General features: G+C 45.2%; 20 protein-coding genes and 5 tRNA genes. 23 read left to right on the top strand and 2 right to left on the bottom strand.

The window, feature by feature from the left end; genetic code table 11:
- The first annotated feature begins 45 nt into the window (after positions 1 to 45).
- Genes ACX0G9_RS10645 through ACX0G9_RS10620 form a run of 6 tightly spaced genes read left to right on the top strand, consistent with a single transcriptional unit; the run spans position 46 to position 5,969 of the window.
- Positions 46 to 1,182 (top strand): SGNH/GDSL hydrolase family protein, encoded by a 1,137-nt coding sequence (locus ACX0G9_RS10645; RefSeq protein WP_459064876.1) that lies wholly within the window; start codon positions 46 to 48, stop codon positions 1,180 to 1,182.
- A 30-nt stretch (positions 1,183 to 1,212) separates the two neighbouring features.
- Positions 1,213 to 2,385, top strand: a complete 1,173-nt coding sequence (locus ACX0G9_RS10640) for an acyltransferase family protein (protein ID WP_459064875.1) — start codon at positions 1,213 to 1,215, stop codon at positions 2,383 to 2,385.
- A 42-nt stretch (positions 2,386 to 2,427) separates the two neighbouring features.
- Positions 2,428 to 4,278 carry a carbamoyltransferase family protein gene (locus ACX0G9_RS10635; RefSeq protein WP_459064874.1) on the top strand — a complete coding sequence of 617 codons (1,851 nt, stop codon included), beginning with the start codon at positions 2,428 to 2,430 and terminating at the stop codon, positions 4,276 to 4,278.
- Complete coding sequence (locus tag ACX0G9_RS10630; protein ID WP_459064873.1) at positions 4,275 to 5,402, top strand: SGNH/GDSL hydrolase family protein; 1,128 nt, start codon at positions 4,275 to 4,277, stop codon at positions 5,400 to 5,402. The genes ACX0G9_RS10635 and ACX0G9_RS10630 overlap by 4 nt, the downstream gene beginning before the upstream one ends.
- 2 nt (positions 5,403 to 5,404) lie before the next feature.
- Positions 5,405 to 5,554 carry a DUF5989 family protein gene (locus tag ACX0G9_RS10625; protein ID WP_459064872.1) on the top strand — a complete coding sequence of 50 codons (150 nt, stop codon included), beginning with the start codon at positions 5,405 to 5,407 and terminating at the stop codon, positions 5,552 to 5,554.
- Between the two features lie 55 nt (positions 5,555 to 5,609).
- Positions 5,610 to 5,969, top strand: coding sequence for a hypothetical protein (locus ACX0G9_RS10620; RefSeq protein WP_459064871.1), 360 nt, complete (start codon positions 5,610 to 5,612; stop codon positions 5,967 to 5,969).
- On the opposite strand, the gene ACX0G9_RS10615 is transcribed toward ACX0G9_RS10620, so the two are convergent.
- Both ACX0G9_RS10615 and ACX0G9_RS10610 read right to left on the bottom strand, forming a co-directional pair.
- Positions 5,954 to 8,053 (bottom strand): YfhO family protein, encoded by a 2,100-nt coding sequence (locus ACX0G9_RS10615; protein ID WP_459064870.1) that lies wholly within the window; start codon positions 8,051 to 8,053, stop codon positions 5,954 to 5,956. The two genes, ACX0G9_RS10620 and ACX0G9_RS10615, sit on opposite strands and share 16 nt — an antisense overlap.
- Positions 8,054 to 8,069: 16 nt before the next feature.
- Positions 8,070 to 8,660, bottom strand: a complete 591-nt coding sequence (locus ACX0G9_RS10610; RefSeq protein ID WP_459064869.1) for a riboflavin synthase — start codon at positions 8,658 to 8,660, stop codon at positions 8,070 to 8,072.
- Positions 8,661 to 8,768: 108 nt separating this feature from the next.
- Here ACX0G9_RS10610 and rpsU point away from each other — a divergent pair, with 108 nt between their 5' ends.
- From rpsU to rpoB, 17 genes are all read left to right on the top strand, one after another.
- Positions 8,769 to 8,966 (top strand): 30S ribosomal protein S21, encoded by a 198-nt coding sequence (gene rpsU / locus ACX0G9_RS10605; protein ID WP_459064868.1) that lies wholly within the window; start codon positions 8,769 to 8,771, stop codon positions 8,964 to 8,966.
- Between the two features lie 595 nt (positions 8,967 to 9,561).
- A complete protein-coding gene (locus ACX0G9_RS10600) occupies positions 9,562 to 10,452 on the top strand; it encodes a tyrosine-type recombinase/integrase (protein ID WP_459064867.1) in 891 nt (296 codons plus the stop codon).
- A gap of 472 nt (positions 10,453 to 10,924) precedes the next feature.
- Positions 10,925 to 11,224: an HPF/RaiA family ribosome-associated protein gene (locus tag ACX0G9_RS10595; RefSeq protein WP_459064866.1), complete on the top strand. Its 300-nt coding sequence runs from the start codon at positions 10,925 to 10,927 to the stop codon at positions 11,222 to 11,224.
- Positions 11,225 to 11,970: 746 nt separating this feature from the next.
- A tRNA-Thr gene (locus ACX0G9_RS10590) sits at positions 11,971 to 12,043 on the top strand.
- Positions 12,044 to 12,052: 9 nt separating this feature from the next.
- A tRNA-Tyr gene (locus ACX0G9_RS10585) sits at positions 12,053 to 12,138 on the top strand.
- 99 nt (positions 12,139 to 12,237) lie between these two features.
- A tRNA-Gly gene (locus ACX0G9_RS10580) sits at positions 12,238 to 12,310 on the top strand.
- A 182-nt stretch (positions 12,311 to 12,492) separates the two neighbouring features.
- Positions 12,493 to 12,564, top strand: a tRNA-Thr gene (locus ACX0G9_RS10575).
- A 118-nt stretch (positions 12,565 to 12,682) separates the two neighbouring features.
- Positions 12,683 to 13,870, top strand: coding sequence for an elongation factor Tu (gene tuf, locus ACX0G9_RS10570; RefSeq protein WP_459064865.1), 1,188 nt, complete (start codon positions 12,683 to 12,685; stop codon positions 13,868 to 13,870).
- A 256-nt stretch (positions 13,871 to 14,126) separates the two neighbouring features.
- A tRNA-Trp gene (locus tag ACX0G9_RS10565) sits at positions 14,127 to 14,197 on the top strand.
- Positions 14,198 to 14,272: 75 nt separating this feature from the next.
- Positions 14,273 to 14,467: a preprotein translocase subunit SecE gene (secE, locus tag ACX0G9_RS10560; RefSeq protein ID WP_459064864.1), complete on the top strand. Its 195-nt coding sequence runs from the start codon at positions 14,273 to 14,275 to the stop codon at positions 14,465 to 14,467.
- On the top strand, positions 14,467 to 15,096 hold the full coding sequence (gene nusG, locus ACX0G9_RS10555) for a transcription termination/antitermination protein NusG (protein WP_459064863.1): 630 nt from the start codon (positions 14,467 to 14,469) through the stop codon (positions 15,094 to 15,096). The genes secE and nusG overlap by 1 nt, the downstream gene beginning before the upstream one ends.
- Positions 15,097 to 15,373: 277 nt before the next feature.
- Positions 15,374 to 15,811 carry a hypothetical protein gene (locus ACX0G9_RS10550; protein WP_459064862.1) on the top strand — a complete coding sequence of 146 codons (438 nt, stop codon included), beginning with the start codon at positions 15,374 to 15,376 and terminating at the stop codon, positions 15,809 to 15,811.
- A gap of 477 nt (positions 15,812 to 16,288) precedes the next feature.
- On the top strand, positions 16,289 to 16,732 hold the full coding sequence (gene rplK, locus ACX0G9_RS10545) for a 50S ribosomal protein L11 (RefSeq protein WP_459064861.1): 444 nt from the start codon (positions 16,289 to 16,291) through the stop codon (positions 16,730 to 16,732).
- Positions 16,733 to 16,756: 24 nt separating this feature from the next.
- A complete protein-coding gene (rplA, locus tag ACX0G9_RS10540; RefSeq protein WP_459064860.1) occupies positions 16,757 to 17,449 on the top strand; it encodes a 50S ribosomal protein L1 in 693 nt (230 codons plus the stop codon).
- Between the two features lie 198 nt (positions 17,450 to 17,647).
- Complete coding sequence (gene rplJ, locus ACX0G9_RS10535; protein ID WP_459064859.1) at positions 17,648 to 18,187, top strand: 50S ribosomal protein L10; 540 nt, start codon at positions 17,648 to 17,650, stop codon at positions 18,185 to 18,187.
- A 176-nt stretch (positions 18,188 to 18,363) separates the two neighbouring features.
- A complete protein-coding gene (gene rplL, locus ACX0G9_RS10530) occupies positions 18,364 to 18,738 on the top strand; it encodes a 50S ribosomal protein L7/L12 (RefSeq protein WP_459064858.1) in 375 nt (124 codons plus the stop codon).
- Positions 18,739 to 18,957: 219 nt separating this feature from the next.
- On the top strand, positions 18,958 to 22,761 hold the full coding sequence (gene rpoB, locus ACX0G9_RS10525; protein WP_459064857.1) for a DNA-directed RNA polymerase subunit beta: 3,804 nt from the start codon (positions 18,958 to 18,960) through the stop codon (positions 22,759 to 22,761).
- The last annotated feature ends 14 nt before the right edge of the window (positions 22,762 to 22,775 follow it).

Below are 22,775 nucleotides of genomic sequence, written 5' to 3'. Positions count from 1 at the left end.
TGGTAAAGAGGATTTGCTTAGATTCGGGGTCATAATTTTCCCGGGATGAAACAAACAAACAGGATATGGAAAAAGGTACGCCGGCTGGTGATCTATGGCTTTTATCTTATCTTATCCGTTTTTCTGTTGCTGGAGATCGCCTTGCGGATCTATAATCCTTTCCATTTGCGTTTAAAAGGGGATAAGATCGTGCTTCCGGTCAATCAGACCGCAACCATTACGAACAGGATCAATCCCAAGCTGGACCCCATTATCGTAAATACCCGTAACAGCCTCGGTTTTCGGGGACCCGAGCCCCCGAATAAATGGAATAAGACATTGACGATCATTACCATTGGTGGCAGCACGACGGAATGTCATTTCCTGAATGATGAAAGGACATGGCCTTTTTTGCTGGGGAAAGAACTATCGGACTCTTTCCCGGGTTGCTGGTTGAACAATGCCGGGTTTGACGGGCATTCCACTTTCGGGCACGGAATCCTGTTAAATGATCATGTCAAAAAACTGAGGCCCTCTGTAATTCTTTTCCTGGTTGGTATCAATGATGTGGAAGCTGCAGGACCTTCTTTTCATGATAAATTGAATACACGGGGAGCATACCCTGATCTGAAACATTACCTTTTTGAGAACAGCGAGGTGCTGAACCTCTTGTTAAATCTGTCAAGAGGTTGGCGGGCGCAGAAATTCAATAATACAACCAATGCCTTGCTTATCCTGGATAAAAATAAAAAGCTTACTCTTCCAGATACGGTGAGGACAAAACGCCTGGCGGAACAAAAGAGTTACCTGGCGGGTTTCCGAAACAGAATATTACAGTTGGTTGACACCTGTTCGGCCTGGCATATCCTTCCGGTCTTTATCACACAACCCAACCAATTTGGAGCAGGAAAGGATAGCCTTACTGGCGCCGACCTGGAATTGTTTCCCGCAGACTCCGATGACCCGGGAATGAATGGCAAACTGTTATGGGACATGCTGGAGGAATATAATGACGTGACCCGCTCCGTTTGCAGGGAAAAACAATTGCCGATGATCGACCTCGCACACTTATTGCCAAAGAATAGTCTCTATTTTTACGATATGTCTCATTTTACCAACAAGGGGGCTGAAAAGATAGCTTCCTTACTGTCGAGCGGATTAACGCCTGTTCTTAAGGGGTATTTTCCGGAATATCACCGGTAATCCGGGTTATTTTTAGCAAATTTGCCAGTAATGAATTCACCAGCGCCTGCTTTAAAACGGTTTCCTTATCTTGACAGCGCCAGAGGATTAGCAGCCTTAAGTGTGGTGACCTGGCACTATATCGTAACGTTCTTTGATTATCACCCGGGAAATTTTTTTACGGACTCACCCTTGCATTTTTTCTGGTATGGGGAAGCGGATGTGATTTTTTTCTTTATTCACAGCGGTTTTATCTTAACCTATTCGTACGCCGATGAAAAAAAACGGATTTCAGCCGGCAGCTATATCCGCTTTTTAATAGAAAGAGTATTCCGCATTTATCCTTTATTTCTTTTTGTTCTTTTGGTAAGTTTTATTCTAAAAAAATCGGTATATCCCCTGAGCCCGGAAATATATACGACCAAACATATTCAGTTTTTCTGGTCAGGGGACTACAATTGGCAAAACCTGTTAAAAGATGCAGCGCTTATCTTTCCTTCAAAAGGTGAAGCTTTTTACCTGATCCCCCAGGAATGGACGTTAACGGTGGAAGTGTTAGTCGGGCCTTTAGTACCCATTTTAGCCTTTCTGTTACGAAAAATAAAATGGATATGGCTTTATTGGATCCTTGTTATTGTCTCTTTGAAGTTTTTCGGTATGAATACCTATCTGTTTGAGTTTGCCATCGGCGTTTGTCTGTTCTATAACTGGCAAAAGATAAATGACCTGTGGAAGAGATTGAATATTTTTATCCGGATAGGGGCAGTCGTTGTATCCCTTGTGCTATATACCTGTATTTTTCATTTCAGCAACCTGTTCAATTTATATAATATATTTCTCAGTCCCGGGGCCGATCGTCTTTTGGTTGGGTTGGGCTGCACCGGGTTTTTCTGCATGATCATCAGTTCCGGATTTATCCAAAGAATCATGTCTCTGCCTTTGCTGGTTAAAATAGGGAAAGCCTGTTATAGCTTATATCTGTTGCATATGTTGTTCCTGATATGTTTTGCCGAGTATTTTATACAGCAATTACACCGGTTCATGCCGATCCCGGCATGCCTGATTGTTTTTTTTATAATTTATATAATCCTGAGTGTACTTTTATCTTTTATGACTTTTGCCTTTATCGAAAGGCCTTGCAGCCTGTTAGGCAAACGTATCAGTCGCCAGGTAGAAGCTTTATTTCGCGGGAAGGTTGTTTTGGTCAGGGGACAATTAAAATAAACGGACCCTGAAGGACGGATCCTTCATAAAGTTGATTTTATTATGAAAATACTTGGAATATCTGCATTTTATCACGATTCTGCTGCTGCGCTTGTTCAGGATGGAGTGATCATTGCTGCTGCTCAGGAGGAAAGATTCAGCCGTAAGAAACATGATGCCGGTTTTCCTGTTCATGCCGTAAAATTCTGCCTTCAATATGCCGGTTGTTCTATCAATGACCTGGATGCCATCGTGTTTTATGATAAGCCATTCCTAAAATTCGAGCGCCTGCTGGAGACGTATTGTGCTTTTGCTCCCAAAGGGTTGATTTCTTTCCTGGTGTCCATGCCCTTGTGGATCAAAGAAAAACTGTTCCTGAAAAATATTATTTATAAACAATTGGCAGCCATTGCCCCCTTCGATAAAAAAAAGGTAAAACTTCTTTTTTCGGAGCATCATCTGTCTCATGCGGCCAGCGCATTTTTTCCCGCTGCTTTTGAGGAGGCAGCGATCCTGACGGTAGATGGGGTTGGGGAATGGGCAACGGCTTCCATCTGTAAAGGACATGGCAATTCCATCACGGTATTAAAAGAGCTTGAGTTCCCGCATTCGGTAGGACTGTTGTATTCTGCGTTCACCTATTATTGCGGATTCACGGTGAACAGCGGGGAATACAAGCTAATGGGGTTGGCTCCATACGGGAATAAGGACGGGTCTGCCTATCTTCGATACCTCGATATTATCCGAACAAAACTGGCGGTTATCAACGACGACGGCTCGGTTTTTCTTCACCAGGAGTATTTTAGTTATGCAACAGGTCTGCGGATGGTGCCGGACAGGAAATGGGAGGTGTTGTTTGGATTTCCCCGCAGGAAAGACGATTCGGCATTGGAGCAATATCATTGCGATCTGGCCTTGGCGATCCAGACGGTAACAGAAGAGATCATCCTAAAAATGGCCGGAGAAGCAAAACGTCTCACAGGTTCCTCTCATTTGTGCATGGCGGGAGGGGTAGCCCTGAACTGTGTGGCAAACGGAAAGTTACATGCGTCAGGTTTGTTTGATGAAATATTTATTCAACCTGCAGCAGGGGATGCCGGCGGAGCATTAGGGGCTGCGCTGGCCACTCATTATATCTATTTTAATCAGCTTCGTCCTGTGCCAGGAGAAACAGATAGCCAGAAAGGAAGCTTCCTGGGAACCGGGTTTACGGACGAAGCCGTCCATTCCATGATAAAAGAATATCAGGCTGTCGCCCAATATTACGGAGATACGAATGAATTGTTACAACAGTCGGCCCTGCTGCTGGCAGCAGGGAATGTAATCGGCTGGCATCAGGGCAGGATGGAATTTGGGCCACGGGCGCTGGGCGCCCGGAGTATCCTTGCCGACGCAAGAAACCCTGAAATGCAAAAAAAACTGAACCTCAAGATAAAATACAGAGAGAGTTTTCGACCATTCGCGCCAATCGTACTTTTTGAAGAAGTCAGCGATTATTTTGACCTGGATGGGGCTTCACCCTATATGTTATTGGTAAAGCAGGTAAAGCCGTCCCGATGTAACGCTTTACCGGATGGATATGAAGGCTGGGATCCGATGGAAAAACTGTATTTTAAAAGGAGCGATATACCTGCTGTTACGCATGTGGATTACTCGGCACGGGTGCAGACCGTGCATAAAAATACCGGAGAAATGCTGTGGCGTCTATTGCAGGAATTCAGGAAACTTACCGGCTATGCCGTTCTGGTGAATACCAGCTTTAATGTCCGTGACGAGCCCATTGTCAACGATCCGCAAGACGCTTATCATTGCTTCATGAATACGGAAATGGATTATCTTGTGATAGGTAACTATATATTGGCTAAAAAGGATCAGCCACCTCCCGGTGCCCAAAAACTAAAAATAAGCCGATGAAAAAGATGATGCATTCCGGGTTGAGAAAAAAAATAGGTTACGGGACATATCTTATATTGGCTGTGGCCGTGTTACTGGAAATCCTGCTTCGCATCTATAATCCCTTTCATTTTCGTATTAAAGGGGATCATCTGGTACTGGATACCAATAAGACCATTATTTTAAAGAATAATACGATCCCGGTGCTTGATCCGGAAGTGGTGACATACAGGAACTCGCTTGGTTTCAGGGGGCCTGAAAGGCCTGATTCGTTCCGGAATTATATCAGCATCATCACAGTGGGCGGCAGTACCACGGAATGTAATTTTCTAGCTGACGGGAAAACATGGAATGACCTGTTGTTAAAACGGATCAGGCAGGATTTTGACCGGGTTTGGCTGAATAATGCAGGTTTTGCAGGTCATTCTACGTTCGGGCATCTGATCCTGATGAAAGATTACATTAGCGGCATCAGGCCGGATATGGTATTGTTTCTAATTGGGGGAAATGATATGGGAAGGGAGGACCTGAACTCGGCAGATAGGGCAACTTCACTTAATTATTATGCCGGATTTTTTACTTTTTTGTCTAAAAAAAGCGAGCTTGCCAACGTAATCCTCAATCTTGTCAGGGCGCGAAGAGCCAAAATGTTGCAGATTACAGACCGTTATATAGATCTTGCAGCTCATAAGAATGATACAATCGTTATTCCCGATTCCCTGATAAGGACTGATATCAGCAAGAATGAACATCTTTTGAAAGGATATTCGGACAGGGTGGAAGAATTAATCCGCATAAGCAGGTCCAACGGTATTCAGCCTGTCCTGATGACCCAGCCTTCCTTAATAGGGAAAGGTACGGACAGCCTGACTGGCGCCAATCTTGAATTAATCAGTGTCGGAAACGGATATAATGGAAAATTATGGTGGACCCTCTGCGAGAAGTATAACAATGTTACCAGAGAGGTGGCAAAAAAAGAAAATGTGCTATTGATCGATCTTGCGAATGAAATGCCTAAAACCAGCCTTTATTTTTACGATATCCTTCATTTCACTCCCGAAGGAGCAAAAAAAATAAGTGCACTTATTTATGAAGGATTGAGGGATTCTCTGGCAAACAAGTATTCAGGATATTTAAAAAAATGAGCATGGAATTCTTAAAGGACTTATGGAATTTTTTAAAAGAAAGAAAAAAATGGTGGCTGGCACCCCTCATCATCGTTCTCCTTCTTTTAGGCCTGTTAATCATTTTGGGGGGAAGTTCCGCACTGGCGCCTTTTATTTATACCTTATTTTAACGGAGGAAACCTAATGGAGTCCGGCACCCGGGCCATTAATAAATAGCATTACCGGATGAATCGTCGCAAACAACTTGAAACAATTATCGTCCTTGTATTATTCCTGCTGGTGCTGGCACGCTGGCAACGGTCCTGGAATTATGTATATGCAGGCGGGGCTTTACTTTTTCTCAGCCTGGCCTGGCCCCTTTTTTCTAAAAATCTGGCCTTGTACTGGATGAAGCTGGGAGAGGGAATGGGCTTTATATCCGGAAAGATTTTATTAACGGCCGTATACGTGCTGATCGTTCTGCCGGTATCTTTTTTTGCAAGACGGGGAGGAAAATTGAATATCCGGCTGAAGCCCCGCGGAAAAACGAATTATAAGGATCGCGATCATACCTATTCCCCTGCTGATTTTCAGGATCCCTGGTGAACTGATCCTTCAGAAGGCCGCTTATCCTTTACCCGGCTTGACTTTTTTTTATAGTTCATCCCTAAAATAAGGATCCCGAACGTGAGCAGAGATGTTAAAAGCCGGAGGGGGAGACCTTGATCCCGAAAACGAAAATGAATCGTATTTTTCCCGGCTGCAAGAGGAACCGCCATAAATGAAATATATACTCTTTTCAAATCCGCAGGCTGGTTATTTACGAAGACTTCCCAACCGGGGTAATCATTCTGCAGAAAAATAAGTGTATCGCTGTAGGAGGAAGTGGATCCGATGATGGTTTCCGTTGGGGAGAAACTCTTTACGGATAAAAAAGAGGAATCGGGAAAGGTGTTTTTCAGAAACACAAATGGACGTAGATTGACCAGTGAAGGTAAGGAGGACCCGAAATAGCTTTCGGTGGTATTGAGCAGGGTCGGATAATTGCATAATTCAGGTGTACCGGGCTGTTTGCTGTAATAAGACCAGCAACCGATGGTTAGATCCCACTTTTTGTCCCGGCTCGTATTTGCTCCGATGGGGGACAGGAAGGGAAGGGGAATGCCTGGCCTTACCGATGAAAAACGGGCCTCAATATCTGCCGGGCTTTTTCTCTGGACACCGGTAACCGGCAGATGCATCCAGCAAAAGATCACCAGGTCAGCCATGATAATACCCGGCAATAGCCTTTGCAGGGGTATCTTTTTCTTCAATAAAAAATATACTGCTAAAAGTGCCAGGAGAATCACGGCATTGATCAACAAACGGTCAGAAAAAGTTAATTGATCCAGGCCCAATTTGATTTTACCGGATAACGGAACCGGGAGATCTTTTGCATCCGCCAAAGCCGTTTGTTGCCCGGTGTATCGAAAACCAACGACGATAATGATGCAAACGCAAATGCATGCGAAAATCTTAAGGATCTTATTGAATAAGGAAAGTTGCTCTTTATTTCGCAATAGTTGCTGAAGAGGAAAAGACCCGACAATTATAAAGGACATCAGGGCGAATACACGGAATTCCCCATTGCTGCGGATATATTGTAAAAGCGGAAGATGCGAATAGAGCAGTTCCTTTAAAGGCCCTCCCATGCTTAAGAGCAGCATGGCCATTCCGCTTATGAGAAAAAGTACCTGCATCCTGTTCTTTTGCCGGAACAGGGCAATCAGGAAGAAAACCAGGCCGATGAAGGAGAAATATCCATTCCGCATTAAGGGGTTATCGGAAAAGATACTGGTATTGGCAGTAGTACCGAATGGGAAAATAAAAGAGAGATATGAAAAAAAGGAAAAACCCAGGTTCAGTTCTGTCTGTTGTTGTATGGGGGCCGAGCGGTTGAAATGCGGAAATATTTCCAGCCAGGAAAAAAACAGCGGGGCTGTGATTCCGATGGAGACCAGGATAAGGAGAGCATTCGTTCCTGCCATTTTTGAGAAAGGAATCACGGGGAGATCGTCCTTCCTGATAAAAAACAAGCCTGCCAGGAGAATCGCTAAAAAATAGATGGTGGCAATAGGGATGGCGGGATGGCCGCCGGCCGCCAGCAGATAAAGGCTTATCGTGCAATAAAATAGCTTTTTTCCGGAGAAACTTTCCTGTAGCTGTAAAAAGGTCCTGGTGGCAAGCGGCAAAAATGCGGCGCAGGTAAGAAAATTGATATGCTGCAGGTTGCCGATAAAAAACCCACAACACATGTACGTTATACCCAGGATAAAAGATACCAAACGGTCATGCCCGAAATGCCTGCCCAGTTCAAACATAAATATTCCGCCCAGCCATATATAGACCAGGGTCTCTATGGATAAAGTGAACGTATTGTACCCGATTAGGCCGAATATCCATGTAAGCGGGTGCCAGAAAGCAAACCCCGGATCCGCGTAAAGCGGCAGGCCGAAATTAATATACGGATTCCATAAAGGGAGATAATGGGACCGCAGGGCTGCACTGAAAAAATACTTATTGGGAAAATTCGCAATAAGTGCGTCATTTTTCATGGCAAATAAGAAAGAAGAGACTGGCAAATAAGCCAATAACAGAAAAACCCCTAATAACAGATAATTCAGAAAGGTTTTACGGGTTTTTGATGGCATGGGCGGTAGTGATAATTCAGCCAGGCAGTTTATGCAGCCTCGAAATGTATTTTCCGATCATATCGAACTCCAGGTTCACCCGGTCTCCCTGATTTATCGTTTGAATATTAGTGTGTTCATAGGTATAGGGAATAATAGCGATATCGAATTTGCTCTTTTTGACATTAAAAATAGTCAGGCTAATGCCGTTCAGGCTTATGGAGCCTTTTTCAATGACCAGGTGACTGAATTTTTTGGGGAATTCGAACCGGAATTCCCAGCTTCCGGCGAGTTCTTTTCGTTGGATGCAGGTGGCCGTTGTGTCGACATGCCCCTGTACAATATGGCCGTCCAGGCGTCCGTTCATGATCAGGCATCTTTCCAGATTGACCAGTCCACCCGTCTTCCAGGTCCCCAGATCGGTCTTTTCGAGGGTTTCTTCTATGGCGGTGACCCGGTGGGCCCCTTCTATCAATTCTTCCACGGTAAGGCAAACTCCGTTATGGGAGATGCTTTGGTCGATCTTCAGTTCGTTCGAAAGGGAGGATTCGATCCAAAAGGTCCTGTTCGTGCCCCGGGTGGTGATTTCCTTTACCCTGCCTAATGATTCTATTATTCCGGTAAACATAATTCCGCTAATTTCGCATTTTTCCTGTTAGAATTTCCATTTTTCAATTTTTACTGTATATTTGCAGCCCAATTAATTTGTAAAGGTTCGTAAAGGAGGTATAATAATATGCTCATTATTGATTCAAAAGATTGCGAAAACATAGACAAAGCGCTCAAAAAGTATAAAAAGAAGTTTGAGAAAGCGAAGATTTTGCTGCAGTTGAGAGAGCGCCAGGCTTTCATTAAGCCGTCTGTCAGACGCAGAGGTCAGGTGCTGAAAGCTGTCTACAAGCAGCAGGTCGCCACCGGCAAGTTCGAGGTATAGAGGATTCAGGCAATTCCAGGCCCTTTAAACGGGGTGCCATGGGGTAGGCCGAAGATCTTTTAAAAATATAAGCTAAAGGCTGCATCCGTGCAGCCTTTTTTGTATTATACCCCGGGAACTCCTTCTATTAAACTTGTCGTTCCCGGGGTATAATACAAAAAAACATATGCGTAGCGACAAAGGGGGGCCCCTTTGTAATCCCCTTTGTGAAAGGAATGGGGTTTATCAGACACCTATAAACTTGTCGTTCCCGGGGTATAATACAAAAAAACATATGCGTAGCGACATAACTGAGTTCCGTTCGAATGAGAACGGGACGAAAGTTACGGGGGTAGCCCCTGAGGGCCCCTTTGTAATCCCCTTTGTGAAAGGAATGGGGTTTATCAGACACCTATAAACTTGTCGTTCCCTGGGTATAATACAAAAAAGCATATGCGTAGCGACATAACTGAGTTCCGTTCGAATGAGAACGGGACGAAAGTTACGGGGGTAGCCCCTGAGGACCCCTTTGTAATCCCCTTAGTGAAAAGAATGGGGTTTATCAGACAGCTATGTTTAAATTCAGTAGTTTTGGTTAAAAGATAAGCGAACCGCCTTGGAGCCACTGATTCAATCCTATATCGATTACCTTACTTTCGAAAAGCGTTATTCCGGGCATACTATCCGGGCCTACCAGGATGACCTGATTTCTTTTTTTGATTTTATAGCCTTGACTTTCGACACCACTTCATTATCAGAAATATCACCCTCTTTTATCCGCAGCTGGCTGGCCTCTTTGAAGGACGAAGGAATCAGCTCCCGGTCGGTGAACCGGAAAATTTCTACTTTACGCTCCTTTTATAAATACCAAATACGCACCGGCACGGTGGAACTATCACCCATGAGCGCCATTACCAGCCCTAAATCAGGCAAAAGATTGCCTGTTTATGTGGAACAGGAAGGCATGGCCTCACTTTTTGCCCATACCGGGTTCCCCGATACCTGGGCAGGTTGGACGGACAGGCTGTTATTTGTCCTGCTTTATCATACCGGGATGCGGCTAAGTGAACTGGTGAATTTGAAGGAAAGACAGGTAGACCCCGGTAACAGAAGTCTGAAGGTGCTCGGAAAGGGCAATAAGGAAAGGGTGATTCCCATAAGTCCTTTGTTAGTGGGGGAGATACAGTTGTATTGTCAGAAAAAGAGGGGAGAACTGGATAAACCCGACACGGAGTTTTTGTTGGTGCAGGAGAATGGTAAACCGCTTTATCCGAAATACGTTTACCGGACGGTCCGCAAATACCTGGGGGAAGTGACCACAATCGACCAGAAAAGTCCTCACGTCCTGAGGCATAGTTTTGCCACACACCTTATGAATAGCGGAGCGGACCTGAATTCCGTAAAGGAATTATTGGGCCATTCCAGTCTGGCCGCAACACAGATTTACACCCATAATACGATCGAGAAATTGAAGGATATTCATAAAAAGGCACATCCCAAGGCCTGAAGCCCTCCCAAGTCGTGGATAATATCTCCAAATTCTCCCCATGTCTGCTTAAGCCTGAATTATAAAGGTAAGACCCGGCATGAATACCGGATTAAATTATGCAGGAAAGGCAATAATCAAATGTTATTTTCAGTTGAACAAAAGTGGCCGGAAACTGTTCGTTTTCATCCGTCCGGGTAGGACCCCGGAGCATCTGAGCGGATGGAAATATTTTAACTTTTTATGACTCATTTACAGGGGATTTTATTTGGAGATCCCCCGGTGAAAGATTAACTTCATATCACTGCCTTATCCATCTTAACTGGGTGAAACCCAGTTCGTGAGATCCGCTCAAAAGCTGAGACTCACAATTCCCCCGGGGGGATGCAGAAAAAGAATTATATTCAAATGTTATTCTTTTTCCGCCTTCCAAATTTGTAGTTGATACAGAAAGTTCTTTACATATATTGTTCACTGTTAAAATGGAATTGCTATGAATGTTAATATTCAAACTGTGCACTTTGATGCAGACGGCAAATTGGTAGATTATGTAACAAAAAAAATGACAAAATTAAACACTTTCCATGACCAGGTTATTAAGGTAGACGTATTCCTGAAGTTAGACAATGTGGTTCACAAAATTAAGGACAAGATCGCGGAGATCAGGGTCCATGTGCCCCGGCACCATTTTTTCGTAAAATGTTCCTCCAAATCATTCGAAGAGTCTTTTGATAATGCCTTCGAGTCGTTGATCAATCAGGTAAAAAAGAAAAAAGAAAAACAGTTGGCGTAAATAGTAAATATTTGATTTGTTTTCAAAAAAGGCCTCCCTCCGGGAGGTCTTTTTTGTGGGCCATGCCCACAAAAAAAGCCGAAGGCCGACATAATAGAATAAAGGCAGGGCAGTTATTTTTTGAAGAAACTGCGCTGCCTTTAATACTTGTGGGCCATGCCCACAAAAAAACATATGCGTAGCGACTTAACTGAGTTCCGTTCGAACGAGAACGGGACGAAAGTTACGGGCGTAGCCCCTGAGAACCCCTTTGTAATCCCCTTAGTGAAAAGAATGGGGTTCATCAAACACCTATAAACTTGTCGTTCCCTAGGCTAAACAAAATAAAAGCCGAAGGCTGACATAAGCGATTAATGGCAGGGGAGTTGTTTTTTGAAGAAACTGCGCTGCCCTTAATTTTTGTGGGAACAAGTTATTGTTTCGGGGCATTTTTCCGGCCTTTTCCGGAGGACAAGGGAAAAACTGCCCGGTGAATCATTCTGTTGCTCAACATTTCCTGCCACAGGGACCGTTAATTGCTGCTTCTCCTCCTCATTATTGCCTTATTCCCGCCTCAAACCAGAACTATTTTTATAAACTGATGATAATCTGATAAAAAATTCGGTACAAAATTTTTGAATTTAACAAATTCACTTACCTTTGCCTTCCCAAAAAAAACGAGTGGTATACAAGATGGGTGATGGAGTGAGGGTGGAACCGGGTTTTGAAATGGGAAGCTCTTTTTAGACTGAGTTTAGTAATTACCAGCCAGAGTAGCTCAGTTGGTAGAGCAGCTGATTTGTAATCAGCTGGTCGGGGGTTCGAGTCCCTTCTCTGGCTCATAGTTTTGGGTAGGTAGCCAAGTGGCCAACGGCAACAGACTGTAAATCTGTCCTCTTCGGAGTTCGATGGTTCGAATCCATCCCTGCCCACCAAAAAAGAAGCCTGTTTATCCGAAAGGTAGCCGGCTTCTGTGATTGAAAAGGGTAATTGAGGGTAATGTAAGTAGAAGTTCTTTTAGGTATGTTTAAAATGCGGAAGTAGCTCAGTTGGTAGAGCGACAGCCTTCCAAGCTGTAGGTCGCGGGTTCGAACCTCGTCTTCCGCTCTTGTTCAGCTGGCAATTTTATATCAGGTTTATGTTAAACGGCCGATTGACGGCAAACAATTGACCCTGATCGGATTATCTTCAGTAACCCGTAATCGTCGATTGTTCTTTGGTTGGCATACTGTATGATTTTGCAAGCGGGAACCGGAGTATGGTGAATTGGAAATGCCTGCTGGGTAAATGCCGTTGTAGCTCAGGGGTAGAGCACTTCCTTGGTAAGGAAGAGGTCGTGAGTTCAATTCTCATCAACGGCTCTGGTTTTTTGAGGAAAAGAGTTTTTGAGTAACACATCGATACGAAAAGCAATGGGTCCGGGTTTATCGGTTTCGGACCAGGCTAAAATTTTAAAACACAACTTTAAAACAGATAACAATGTCAAAAGAGACCTTCAAAAGGGACAAACCCCACGTTAACGTAGGTACGATTGGTCACGTTGACCATGGTAAGACCACTTTGACTGCTGCTATTACTTCTATCCTTTCAAGTAGAGGTCTGGCGGAAGCAAAAAAATATGATGAGATTGATGCCGCTCCTGAAGAAAAGGAGAGGGGGATCACCATTAATACAGCACACGTGGAATACGCGACGGTTAACCGTCACTACGCACACGTAGACTGTCCCGGTCACGCTGACTATGTGAAAAATATGATCACCGGCGCTGCCCAGATGGATGGAGCAATTCTTGTAGTAGCCGCTACGGATGGCCCGATGCCTCAGACTAAAGAACACATTCTGCTTGCCCGCCAGGTAGGTGTTCCCCGTATTGTGGTATTTATGAATAAAGTAGATCTGGTCGATGATCCCGAACTGCTTGAACTGGTTGAAATGGAGATCCGTGAATTGCTGACCTCTTATGGTTTTGACGGAGATAATACTCCGATCATTCAGGGTTCTGCAACCGGCGCTCTGGCTGGTGAAGCAAAATGGGTTGAAGCGATCGACAAGCTGATGGAAGCTGTTGATACCTATATTCCTCTGCCTCCCCGTCCTGTTGATCTTCCGTTCCTGATGTCTGTTGAAGATGTGTTTTCTATCACTGGTCGTGGTACTGTTGCCACCGGCCGTATCGAAAGAGGACGTATCAAAGTGGGCGAAGGTATCGAGATCGTTGGTCTGATGGAAGCTCCTTTGACTTCTACCGTAACAGGTGTGGAAATGTTCCGCAAATTGCTGGATGCCGGTGAAGCAGGAGATAATGCAGGTCTGTTGCTGCGTGGTATTGAAAAGACCCAGATCCGTCGTGGAATGGTACTTTGCAAACCAGGCTCTATCACTCCGCATACTGAATTTAAGGGTGAAGTTTACGTACTTAGCAAAGAAGAAGGCGGCCGTCATACTCCGTTCTTTAACAAATACCGTCCTCAGTTCTATTTCCGTACTACAGACGTAACGGGTGAAGTAACCCTGCCTGCCGGTACTGAAATGGTAATGCCTGGTGATAATACATCGCTCAGTGTGGTGTTGATTCAGCCGATCGCTATGGAAAAAGGTCTGAAATTCGCTATTCGCGAAGGTGGACGTACCGTAGGTGCCGGTCAGGTTACGGAAGTTATTAAATAAGACCTCCCAACCCCAAAAAGGGGCAGAAGAGGAAAGCAAACCTGAAATCCGAAATCCCAACCCCCAAAGGGTAAGGAGCCCGGGGAAGTAGGGGAGCAGAAGCTGATAATTAAGAAGATTTTTATATCTTTGTAAAAGAATACTAAAAGCTGTTCCGAATCATTCGGGAGAGCTTTTAGCCTTTTAATCGTCGAAGGTGATTGAGGCATGGCGGAAAGAGGCTAGATTAAAAAAAGAGCCACTTTCCGACTTAACTACGGGCATAGTTCAATGGTAGAATAGAGGTCTCCAAAACCTTTGATCTGGGTTCGAATCCTAGTGCCCGTGCGATGTAACATTGAACCTTCGGCTGAAAAGCCGGTGGCGTTCTTTGATTGAGCTCAACAAATTAAGTTTTTCAAAATGAATAAAATCACGACCTATTTCCGTGAGTCTTATAAGGAATTGGTAGAAAAAGTCACCTGGCCCAGCTGGCCACAGTTACAGCAATCGACTGTGATCGTGCTAGTGGCTACTGTCTTAATTACCTTTATTGTTTGGATTATGGACCTGGTATCCAGCTCCGTATTACACTTCACCTATTCATTATTTTCATAATGGAAACAGCAAATCAAGAGGAACTTAAAACGCAATCCGATATAAAGCAACCGGAAGCCAAACTGCCGGATGCCAAGCCTGCGCCTGAGACGAAATGGTTTGTGCTGCGTGTGGTAAGCGGCAAGGAGCGTAAAGTAAAAGAATACCTGGATAAAGAGATCACCCGCGGTGGCTGGGGAGAAGTGGTAAAGCAGGTATTTCTCCCGGTTGAAAAAGTATATAAGGTGCAGAACGGGAAGAAGGTTATGCGTGAGCGCAACTATTATCCCGGTTATGTAATGATCGAGGTAATCGAAGGTAAATTGGGCGACGATCTGAGGGAAGCCATTAAGAACACAAATAGTGTTATTCATTTTTTGGGGAAGGAAAATCCTATTGCCTTACGGAAGGCTGAAGTGAACAAGATGCTTGGGAAGATGGATGAAATGGCCGAGTCGGGAAGTATGACTATGAATGAGCCATTCATTATCGGAGAAACCATTAAGATCATCGAAGGTCCTTTTAATGACTTTAATGGTATTATTGAAGAAGTGAATGATGAAAAGAAAAAATTGAAGGTAACGGTAAAGATCTTCGGACGTTCCACACCAGTAGAACTGAACTACATGCAGGTAGAAAAGATCGCATAAAAATTAAACGAAAGAAGTTGTTTATAAAACGAAAACCCTCCATTTGGAGGGTTTGTTTTTTGGATCCGTTCTCAGCCGCCAAATCCCGGAGTTTAGCTTAACCCGAAAAAAATAACTTTCCCGAAGTTTACTTTCCGGAAACTTAGTTTTCCGAAAACGGATCGTATAGCCATTTTATAGCAAAACATAATTAATCATAAATCGAAGCCGGCCAGCCGATTAATTACCGTTGCCGCTATTGCCATTATCATTACTGTCATCCAGATCGAAAAGGGTAGTGGGCTCTTCAATTACTGGTGATGGTGTGATTGGCTCAGATACGGGTGGAACTATTTCGGGTTTGGCTTTTTTAGGAGCCGCTTTCTTTTTGACTACTTTTTTAGGAGCTGCTTTTGGAGCCGCCTTGGGAGCTGCTTTTTTAGGAGCCGCCTTCTTTGGAGCCGCTTTTTTAGGAGCTACTTTTTTAGCTGCCGCCTTTTTTGGAGCTGCTTTTTTTGGTGCGGCCTTTTTCGGGGCGGCTTTTTTCGGGGCGGCTTTTTTAGCTGCTTTTTTGGGTGCGGCCTTTTTCTTAGGAGCCACTTTTTTCTTAGCCGCAGCCTTTTTTACGGCCTTTTTAGCTACCTTCTTCACGGCTTTTTTAACAGCTTTTTTAGCCGCTTTTTTTGGGGCAGCTTTTTTAGCCGGCTTTTTTTTAGACTTTGACATAATTTGTTGAGCGTTTTAAGTTGTTATGAGATTTAATGGAGATTATCGGAAAAGTTAGTCAGAAATATTCAAATAGAAAAAAATGCCAGCCAATTTTTATTTACAATAATTTCACAATGGCTGGAGCTCCTGTCCATATTGGCTTTCCGGAGATCTAACTACGTCTTCTGAAGGTTCCTTACTACCGGTTATGGGGGGTAGTTTTCATAAATCCGGCCTCTGGAGCCCACCCGGAAACCGAATGGCAAGCATGTTTGCGTCAGGTTGTGGTCCGCTAACCGGCTTTCCGGCCTTCGGAAAGAGTGTTCGGGGTTGCCGGGAATCAAACTGGCATCCGGGCCCGCGCTGGCAAAGGGCTGCTTCCAAAAAAAGGAAGATTATTGTTGGTGGAATCGCCGTTTTGTAGTACTTTCGCGTCCCCAAAGTTCTTATTATTTCATTTGGGAGTTCCAATTATTGGGACGTTAACACCAAAAAAAGAAGCAACATGGCAAAAGAAATCACCGGTTACGTCAAGTTGCAGGTAAAAGGCGGACAAGCCAACCCTGCACCTCCTATTGGCCCTGCATTGGGTTCCAAAGGTATCAATATCATGGAGTTCTGTAAGCAATTTAATGCCAGGACCCAGGATAGAATAGGAAAAGTTCTCCCTGTCCTCATCACTGTTTACACGGACAAATCCTTCGAGTTTATTATCAAGACCCCTCCCGCAGCGGTTCAGTTGCTGGAAGCGGTTAAGCTGCAAAGTGGTTCCAAAGAGCCGAATCGTAACAAAGTTGGAAAAGTTACCCTGGCGCAGGTTGAAGCGATCGCAAAGGACAAAATGCCCGATCTGAATTGCTTTACCCTGGAAAGCGCTATGTTAATGGTCGCCGGTACAGCCCGGAGCATGGGTATTACCGTTGAGGGTGAAATTGCCCGCGGAAACTAATTTTCAACTCAAAAACATTTCGAAATGGCAATCACTAAAAAAAGAAAAGTCGCCTCAGCGAAGGTCGATAAAAATAAAGTTTATACACTCAAGGAAGCTACTTCCCTGGTGAAGGATGTAAATATCACCAAATTCGACTCTTCAGTCGATCTGCACGTACGTCTGGGAGTAGATCCCAAAAAAGCGGACCAATCTATCCGTGGTACGGTCAGCCTGCCCCACGGTACGGGTAAGACCAAGAAAGTATTGGTATTATGCCCCCCCGATAAGGAAGCTGATGCAAAAGCGGCAGGTGCTGATTACGTTGGTCTGGATGAATACATCCAGAAGATCGAAGGTGGTTGGGTTGACGTCGATGTCATTGTCGCCACTCCTTCCGTAATGCCTAAGATCGGTAAACTGGGTAAGATATTAGGACCGCGTAACCTGATGCCCAACCCTAAAACGGGAACGGTGACCAATGATGTAGCAGCAGCCGTGAATGAAGTAAAAGGTGGTAAGATTGCGTTCAAGGTGGACAAAGCAGGTATCATCCATGCCTCTATCGGCAGGGTGAGCTTTACTCCCGAAAAACTGGTTGAGAACAGCCAGGAACTGATCAATGCGATCATCAAGGCCAAGCCGGCCACTGCCAAAGGAACTTATCTGAAGAGCGTATTCCTGGCCAGCTCCATGAGCCCCGGTATTGCGATCGACACCAAAGCCTTTGCCCACTAAAGATGGACCACGGGTCCATCGCCTGTAACCGAGTCCTTCAGGCGAAGGTTACGAACGAGAAGGAGCGAGGAACGAAGCTCCGACGAAGTTCACACATTATTAAATGATTTTCGTCGGAAGGCGAAAATCCTGAAGGACTTTCGGAGGAACAAATTGATTAACCGGAGCCTCGTTTGACGGAGGCACAAAATACGAATCATGAACAAAGATCAAAAAAATGAAGTAATCGAACTGTTGAAAGACAAGTTCGGTCAATATAACAACTTCTACGTAACCAATACGGAATCCTTGTCTGTTGCGCAAATCGGCAAATTACGCCGGATCTGCTTCAGCAAGAACGTAGAAATGAAGGTGGCAAAGAACACCCTTATCAAGAAGGCCCTGGAAAGCCTTGACAGCACCCGGTATTCCGGTGTGTTCGAATCCCTGAACGGCGTAACGGCCCTTTTGTTCTCCGAGAACGCCAAGGAACCCGCTATGATCATCAGCACTTTCCGTAAGGAAGGGAATTTTGAAAAGCCTGTTCTGAAAGCGGCTTTTATCGATGGGGATGTATTTGCTGGAGATGATCAGCTGAAAGTGCTGGCCAACCTTAAAAGCAAGAACGATCTTATCGGTGAGATCATCGGCTTGCTCCAGTCACCTGCCAAGAATGTTATCAGCGGCCTGAATGCCGGTAACAAACTGGCCGGTCTGATCAAGGCGCTTGAAAGCAGGGCTGAAGCAGCGGCTAATTAAATTAGGCTAAGGGCGCGACAGGCGCCCTGTCCGAAAGGACAATTAAAGATAGTTTTGGCCGGAGGGTTTAAATTTTACAAGATAAACCCGGAGGCCAAAGGATAAGAAGGATAACAAATTTTTTTAAACCTCCGCCGGAGCCTGATGGCCCTGAAGGCGGAAAAAATTTCAACATCATGGCAGACTTAAAAGCATTTGCAGAACAGTTAGTAGGATTAACTGTAAAAGAAGTAAACGAATTAGCAAAAATTCTGAAAGAAGAATACGGTATCGAGCCTGCAGCTGCTGCTGTAGCTGTTGCTGGTCCTGGCGCCGCTGCTCCTGCAGCTGCTGAAGAAAAGACTTCTTTCAACGTGATCCTCAAAGCCGCCGGCCCTAACAAGCTGAACGTAGTGAAGATCGTTAAAGACCTGACTGGTCTTGGTCTGAAAGAAGCTAAGGATTTAGTTGACGGCGCTCCTAAGCCCGTTAAAGAAGGCGTGAGCAAGGCTGATGCTGAAGCTCTGGTTGCCAAGCTGAAAGAAGCTGGCGCTGAAGTAGAAGTTAACTAATTTCATTTTAGAATGATTTTTTTCGAAACCCCGGCAAAAAACCGGGGTTTCGTTGTTTTTTTGTAAATATTCCGTAACTTTGCGGTCCGTTTCTTTATTTTAAGGGGAAACGTGTATTTTGAGTTCATCTTTATACTGTTGAGTCTCAATAAGTTCTACAGTTTTTGGCTTTAGACGATTTTTGAAGTTTGCATCATCTAAAAACCGGTTTTAAACAATATGTCTTCAACAAAATTGCAAAGCAGGGTCAACTTTGGTAAAATCAAGCATCTTGCCGAAACTCCTGACCTTCTGGAAGTCCAGATTCAATCTTTTAAAGAATTTTTCCAGTTAGAGACTACGCCGGACAAGCGTAACATCGAGGGATTATTCAAGGTGTTCAAGGAAAACTTTCCAATCACGGACACCCGGAATATCTTCATGCTGGAATTCCTGGATTATTTTATCGATCCGCCCCGCTACACGATCGAAGAGTGTATGGAGCGTGGACTGACCTACGCCGTTCCGCTGAAAGCAAAATTACGGCTCAGCTGTAATGATGAGGAACACGTAGATTTCCAGACCATTGTTCAGGACGTATTCCTTGGGAATATTCCCTATATGACCCCCCGCGGTACCTTTGTGATCAATGGTGCTGAGCGAGTGGTCGTATCCCAGTTGCACCGGTCTCCGGGTGTATTCTTCGGTCAGTCCATTCATCCGAACGGGACCAGGATCTATTCCGCCCGTGTAATCCCTTTCAAAGGCGCCTGGATGGAATTCGCTACGGACATCAACAATGTCATGTATGCCTATATCGACCGGAAGAAAAAATTCCCCGTAACCACCTTGCTGCGTTCCATCGGATATGAAACCGATAAGGATATTCTGGAATTGTTCGGCATGGCCGACGAGGTTAAAGCTGATAAAAAGGTCCTTCAGAAATATATCGGCCGCAAACTGGCTGCCCGTGTCTTAAGGACCTGGGTGGAAGATTTTGTGGACGAAGATACCGGTGAAGTGGTATCGATCGAGCGTAATGAGATCGTCCTGGAAAGGGATACCATCCTCGATGAAGAAGCGATCGAAATGGTCGTGGAAATGGACGTGAAAAGTCTTTTCATCCAGAAAGAGGATGTAGGGGGCGATTATGCGATCATTTATAATACCCTGAATAAGGATACCTCCAACTCCGAACTGGAAGCGGTTCAGCACATTTACCGCCAGTTGCGGGGTGCGGATGCTCCCGATGACGAGACGGCGAGAGGTATTATCGATAAATTATTCTTTAGCGACAAACGTTATGACCTTGGAGAGGTTGGCCGCTATAAGATCAATCGTAAGCTCAACCTGAATCAGCCGTTGGATCAAAAAACGCTGACTAAGGAAGACATGATCAATATCGTCAAGTACCTCGTGAGGCTGACAAACGCCAAAGCGGAAATCGATGATATCGATCACCTGAGCAACCGTCGTGTCCGTACAGTGGGCGAGCAGTTGTATGCTCAGTTCGGCGTGGGTCTTGCCCGTATGGCAAGGACTATCCGCGAGCGTATGAACGTTCGTGATAATGAAGTGTTCACGCCGGTGGATCTGATCAACGCCAGGACCCTGTCCTCCGTTATCAACTCCTTCTTCGGTACTTCCCAGCTGTCCCAGTTCCTCGATCAGACCAACCCGTTGAGTGAGATCACGCACAAACGTCGTATCTCCGCGCTCGGACCAGGCGGTCTCAGCCGCGAACGCGCCGGCTTCGAAGTTCGTGACGTACACTACTCCCACTATGGCCGTCTCTGTACCATCGAAACTCCGGAAGGTCCTAATATCGGACTGATCTCCACACTTTGCGTACATGCGAAGATCAACGAGATGGGCTTTATCGAAACGCCTTATCGTAAAGTGCATGACGGAAAGGTAGAGCTGAAGAAACTTACTTACCTGAGCGCAGAGGAAGAAGATATTGCCAAAATCGCCCAGGCCAACGTGCCAATGGATGAAAAAGGCAATTTCGTGGAAGATAAGATCGTCTCCCGCCAAACCGGTGACTTCCCCATACTCGAAAAGAACGAAGTGGAATATATGGACGTTGCTCCTAACCAGATCGTTGGTTTGAGCGCTTCCCTGATCCCCTTCCTCGAGCATGATGATGCCAACCGTGCGTTGATGGGATCGAACATGCAACGTCAGGCTGTTCCGTTGATCCGTCCTGAAATGCCGATCGTAGGTACAGGTCTGGAAGCAAAAGCGGCCCGTGATGCACGTATCCAGATCCACTCCGAAGGAGAAGGCGTTGTCGAATTCGTAGATGCCAATGAGATCCATGTCCGTTACGAAAGAAATGATCAGCAGAAACTGGTCAGCTTCGAAGAGGACCTGAAAATATATCGTCTCACCAAATTTATCAAAACCAACCAGGAAACCTGTATCAATCTGAAGCCTGCTGTGAAGAAAGGACAGCGTGTTAAGGACGGAGACTTCTTAACGGAAGGATACGCTGTACAGGATGGCGAACTGGCCCTTGGACGTAACCTGAAGGTGGCCTTCATGCCCTGGAAGGGTTATAATTTTGAGGATGCCATCGTTATCAGTGAAAAAGTAGTCCGGGAAGATCTTTTCACTTCCGTTCACATTTCCGAATATGAACTGGAAGTAAGGGATACCAAACTGGGTGAAGAAGAACTGACTCCGGATATTCCCAACGTTTCGGAAGAAGCGACGAAGGATCTGGATGAGAACGGTATCATTCGTGTAGGCGCTCAGATCAAGGAAGGCGACATCCTGATCGGTAAGATCACTCCAAAGGGAGAAAGCGATCCTACTCCTGAAGAAAAGCTGTTGCGTGCGATCTTCGGTGACAAGGCCGGAGATGCCAAGGATGCTTCCCTGAAAGCGCCCAGCGGTACGGAAGGTGTGGTGATCAGCAAAAAATTGTTCCAGAGAGCCAAGAAAGATAAAAACGCCAAGGTTCGTGAAAAGGCAGCCCTCGAGAAGATCGAAAAAGTGCATGAAAAGAATGTAACCGACCTGATGGACGTGTTACTGAGCAAATTGCAGGTGCTGCTGAAAGAGCATACTTCTTCCGGAGTTAACAACAACTTCGGTGAGGTGCAGATTGGAAAAGGCGCTAAATTCTCTTCCAAGAACCTGGCCGGTATCGATTACCTGAACGTAAATCCGCTGGGTTGGACAGGTGATGCCAAAACTGACGAACTGATCAATATCCTGCTGCATAACTACAGCATCAAGTACAACGAAGAGTTAGGCCGTTATAAAAGAGAGAAGTTCAATATCTCCATCGGGGATGAATTACCTGCAGGTGTATTGAAACTCGCTAAGGTTTATCTCGCAGTTAAGCGTAAGCTGAAAGTAGGGGATAAGATGGCTGGCCGTCACGGTAATAAAGGGATCGTTGCCAAGATCGTTCGTGCTGAAGATATGCCGTTCCTCGAGGACGGAACACCGGTGGATGTCGTATTGAATCCGTTGGGCGTACCTTCCCGTATGAACCTTGGACAGATCTACGAAACCGTACTGGGTTGGGCTGGTGAAAAACTCGGTCTGAAGTTCGCTACGCCGATCTTCGACGGAGCTACTGTGGAAGAGATCGCTCAGCATATCGAAAAGGCTGGTTTGCCAAGCTTTGGTCATACTTATCTTTATGATGGAGAGACCGGAGAACGATTTGACCAAAAAGCTACTGTTGGTATCATCTATATCATCAAACTCCATCACATGGTCGATGATAAAATGCACGCCAGAAGTATCGGACCATACAGTCTCATTACCCAGCAGCCGTTGGGTGGTAAGGCTCAGTTCGGAGGTCAGCGTTTTGGGGAAATGGAAGTTTGGGCATTGGAAGCTTATGGTGCCTCTAACATTCTCCAGGAATTATTGACCCTCAAATCAGATGATATCATCGGTCGTGCAAAGACTTATGAGGCCATCGTTAAGGGCGATAATATTCCAAGAGCCGGTATCCCAGAATCCTTCAATGTATTGGTGCATGAATTGAGAGGGTTGGGTCTGGATCTGAAATTCGATTAATAATTAGCTTTTGC

The sequence above is a fragment of the Flavitalea flava genome, from assembly GCF_054461575.1.
Note: the sequence above shows the minus strand (reverse complement) of the source record. Positions and strands in the feature narration are given on the sequence as shown.

What these genes read in the sequence shown, in the direction of transcription:
- rplJ (WP_459064859.1), top strand. Translation starts at nt 17,648, where the DNA reads ATGAACAAAGATCAAAAAAATGAAGTAATCGAACTGTTGAAAGACAAG.
- rplK (WP_459064861.1), top strand. Translation starts at nt 16,289, where the DNA reads ATGGCAAAAGAAATCACCGGTTACGTCAAGTTGCAGGTAAAAGGCGGA.
- rpsU (WP_459064868.1), top strand. Translation starts at nt 8,769, where the DNA reads ATGCTCATTATTGATTCAAAAGATTGCGAAAACATAGACAAAGCGCTC.
- ACX0G9_RS10620 (WP_459064871.1), top strand. Translation starts at nt 5,610, where the DNA reads ATGAATCGTCGCAAACAACTTGAAACAATTATCGTCCTTGTATTATTC.
- ACX0G9_RS10610 (WP_459064869.1), bottom strand. Translation starts at nt 8,660, where the DNA reads ATGTTTACCGGAATAATAGAATCATTAGGCAGGGTAAAGGAAATCACC.
- rplL (WP_459064858.1), top strand. Translation starts at nt 18,364, where the DNA reads ATGGCAGACTTAAAAGCATTTGCAGAACAGTTAGTAGGATTAACTGTA.
- ACX0G9_RS10625 (WP_459064872.1), top strand. Translation starts at nt 5,405, where the DNA reads ATGGAATTCTTAAAGGACTTATGGAATTTTTTAAAAGAAAGAAAAAAA.
- rplA (WP_459064860.1), top strand. Translation starts at nt 16,757, where the DNA reads ATGGCAATCACTAAAAAAAGAAAAGTCGCCTCAGCGAAGGTCGATAAA.
- secE (WP_459064864.1), top strand. Translation starts at nt 14,273, where the DNA reads ATGAATAAAATCACGACCTATTTCCGTGAGTCTTATAAGGAATTGGTA.
- ACX0G9_RS10615 (WP_459064870.1), bottom strand. Translation starts at nt 8,053, where the DNA reads ATGCCATCAAAAACCCGTAAAACCTTTCTGAATTATCTGTTATTAGGG.
- ACX0G9_RS10595 (WP_459064866.1), top strand. Translation starts at nt 10,925, where the DNA reads ATGAATGTTAATATTCAAACTGTGCACTTTGATGCAGACGGCAAATTG.
- ACX0G9_RS10630 (WP_459064873.1), top strand. Translation starts at nt 4,275, where the DNA reads ATGAAAAAGATGATGCATTCCGGGTTGAGAAAAAAAATAGGTTACGGG.
- ACX0G9_RS10635 (WP_459064874.1), top strand. Translation starts at nt 2,428, where the DNA reads ATGAAAATACTTGGAATATCTGCATTTTATCACGATTCTGCTGCTGCG.
- ACX0G9_RS10640 (WP_459064875.1), top strand. Translation starts at nt 1,213, where the DNA reads ATGAATTCACCAGCGCCTGCTTTAAAACGGTTTCCTTATCTTGACAGC.
- rpoB (WP_459064857.1), top strand. Translation starts at nt 18,958, where the DNA reads ATGTCTTCAACAAAATTGCAAAGCAGGGTCAACTTTGGTAAAATCAAG.
- tuf (WP_459064865.1), top strand. Translation starts at nt 12,683, where the DNA reads ATGTCAAAAGAGACCTTCAAAAGGGACAAACCCCACGTTAACGTAGGT.
- ACX0G9_RS10645 (WP_459064876.1), top strand. Translation starts at nt 46, where the DNA reads ATGAAACAAACAAACAGGATATGGAAAAAGGTACGCCGGCTGGTGATC.
- nusG (WP_459064863.1), top strand. Translation starts at nt 14,467, where the DNA reads ATGGAAACAGCAAATCAAGAGGAACTTAAAACGCAATCCGATATAAAG.